At 69.4% G+C, this 2,696-nt stretch carries 2 protein-coding genes; one reads left to right on the top strand and one right to left on the bottom strand.

The annotated features are described in order from the left end of the window. The coding region (locus AC08ON_RS13810) for a GNAT family N-acetyltransferase (protein WP_476617109.1) at positions 1–720 on the bottom strand (720 nt) is incomplete at its 3' end. Between the two features lie 414 nt (positions 721–1,134). Between AC08ON_RS13810 and AC08ON_RS13805 the strand changes: the two genes are divergently transcribed. Continuing rightward, positions 1,135–2,649 carry an alkaline phosphatase PhoX gene (locus AC08ON_RS13805; RefSeq protein WP_476607877.1) on the top strand — a complete coding sequence of 505 codons (1,515 nt, stop codon included), beginning with the start codon at positions 1,135–1,137 and terminating at the stop codon, positions 2,647–2,649. Positions 2,650–2,696: the final 47 nt, after the last annotated feature.

Raw genomic sequence — 2,696 nt, 5'->3', positions numbered from 1 at the left:
GCCGCCGGAGGCCAGCCGTGAGGGCAGCAGCTCGACGAACGGCCATTCCAGCCGGGCGGCGACCGCCCGGGCGAAGGACGTCTTACCGGTGCCGGGCGGCCCGAACAGCAGCATCGCCGTCGGGATGACGACTCCGTACGCCTCGGCGAGCTCCCGTTCCCGAACCGGCAGCAGCAGCCGCTTCTCGATGAGCGCGCGCTCCTCCTCCATCCCGGCGAGGTTGGACCACTCGGAGGCGCTCAGCAGCGCGCCGCCCCACCGCTCGACGGTGGAGACGTCCGCCGGGCGCAGGGGAATCTGCTTGTCATAGAGTACCTGCCCGGTAGCGGTGAAGCCGCGGTTGAGGAACGCCTCCTCACCCGGCTGCCCGGGGGTGATCAGCGTGGTGATCCGCCGGCAGCCGGCGTGCAGGAGCAGGTTTTCCACGCTCTGCAACAGGCTGGAACCAATGCCGTGGTGACGCCAGGCGGGCGCGATGGCGACCGTGAGCACCCGGCCTTGGCCGCCCTCCTTGCGCCCGACCGCGGCACCGACGAGATGCTCGCCCGCGACGGCGACCACCGCGGGGGACTCGGTGTCCGGGAGTTCGTGCCGCAGCGCCAGCACGGTGTCGGTGAGGTTGATGGGCGGGCCGCCCGGGGTGCTCCTCACTTCCTCCAGCAGGCGTACTGTCGCCGCGTAGTCGACGGTCTCGTAGGGACGGATGTGCCAGATGGGCACGCTGGCTCCTTCAAGTCGGTCACCGACGGATCGTCGACTCGACAATGCCCTTCTGCTCCGCCCCGATCAGCAGGGACTGACGAAGCTTTCTGACGGGACCTTGGGACTGCCACCCCCGGCCGAAGGCAATCTCCGTGCCTGTATGTGCCCTCCCTGGGCGGGGCAGCCCCTACTCCTCCAGCCTCGCCGGCAGCTGTTCGACGAGTGACGCGAAATAGCCGGCGCTGAGCATCAGGTCGAGCGTAAGGCGGGTTCCCCCGCCGGGAATACAGGGTGGCAGGGGCCGATGCGGTGTCGGTGGAGGCGCGGTCGCGGCCGGTGGACCGTTCGCTCATCACAAGGCCACGATGCGGCCGTGACACGTTGGCCTTTCCGTAAAGGGGCGGTAACATCACGTTCCTAGGGTTGCGCGTCATGAGCGAGTTGACACGACGTAATCTGTTCCGGCACGGCACGGCGGCGGGGGCCGTGGTGGTCCTGTCCGCCGAAGCGTTCAACCTGCTGGCGGCGAGCCCGGTGGGCGCAGCGACGGGAGGCTACGGGCCGCTGGTGGCCGACCCGGCCGGCAAGCTCGATCTTCCCGCCGGCTTCCACTACAAGGTGATCGCGAAGGCCGGTACCTGGGGTCAGGCGCCCTACAACGAGCCGTTTGACCGGCTCGACGATCCGGGTAGCCCGCCGTACCCGACCAAGTTCGACGGCACCGGCTCGTTTCCTGGGACGCAGGGCGGGACGATTCTGGTGCAGAACCACGAGCAGGACGCGGTGAACCCGGGCGCGCAGTTCACGCCGGTGGTGCCCAAGACCACCGGGGCCGCGGTGTACGACGGGTCGGCCACGAACGCGTTCGGTGGCACCACGAACATCGTGCTGGACGTCAACGCGAACGTGCAGCGTCGCTACGTGAGCCTGGCCGGCACGATCCGCAACTGCGCCGGCGGGGTCACCCCCTGGGGTGCGTGGCTGACGTGCGAGGAAACAGAGTCGATCATCAGTGGTGGCAAGCGGCACGGCTATGTCTTCGAGGTCGACTCGCTGGGCCGCCGCACCACCGGGGCGCCGTTGACGGCGCTGGGCCGCTTCGCGCATGAGGCGGTCGCGGTCGATCCCAAGACCAACTTCGCCTACCTCACCGAGGACGCGAGCGGCCCGAACGGCCTGCTCTACCGGTTCCGCCCGACCCGGGCGACGGGCCAGTTCGGTGACTACGCGGCGGGCGGCTGCCTGGAGGCGCTGCAGGCCTGGACCGCGGCCGGCAACCCGATCGACGACCTTTCCCAGATCACCAAGGTCGGCACCAGCCTGACAGTGAAGTGGGTGCCGGTGCCTGCTCCCGACCCGGACGGGACCGACGCCTCGCCCTCGATCCGCAAGCAGTTCGCCTACCCGGGCCGCCCCGCCACCCTGGCGGCGGCCAGCCCCGACCGGGTGACCCGGTCGAAGAAGTTCGAGGGCGCCTTCTGGGCCCGGGACGCGGCCTGGATCAACGCCAGCTATGCCAAGAAGGCCGACCTGCCCGCCTCCGTCAGCTACCCCGCGCTGCCCCCCACCGTCCACGATGGCCAGGTGTGGAAGTACCAGCCCGCCGCCGAAACCCTGACTCTCGTCGCGCTGCTGCCGTCCCACGAGGCCGCGGACGACTACGACACGCCCGGAGTCTTCGACGGGCCCGACAACCTGTGCATCACCCCGCATGGTGGGGCGTTGTTGTGTGAGGACGGCGACGGGCTCAACTACGTCGTCGGTCTCGACCGCCAGGGCAGCCCCTTCGTCTTCGCCCAGAACAAGATCCTGTTCCAGGATGGTGCCGACAAGATCTACCGGGAGTTCGTCGGCTCCTGCTTCTCCACCAACGGCCGTTACCTGTTCGTCGCCACCCAGGACCCGGGCATCGCCTACGCCGTCACCGGCCCCTGGCACACCGTCTGATCTCACCCGAGGCCTGATCTCACCCGAGGCCTGATCTCACCCGCGGC

This window comes from Frankia sp. CoWAU3 (assembly GCF_977971855.1).
The sequence above is the reverse complement of the archived record's forward strand: the minus strand, read 5'-3'. Positions and strand labels throughout refer to the sequence as shown.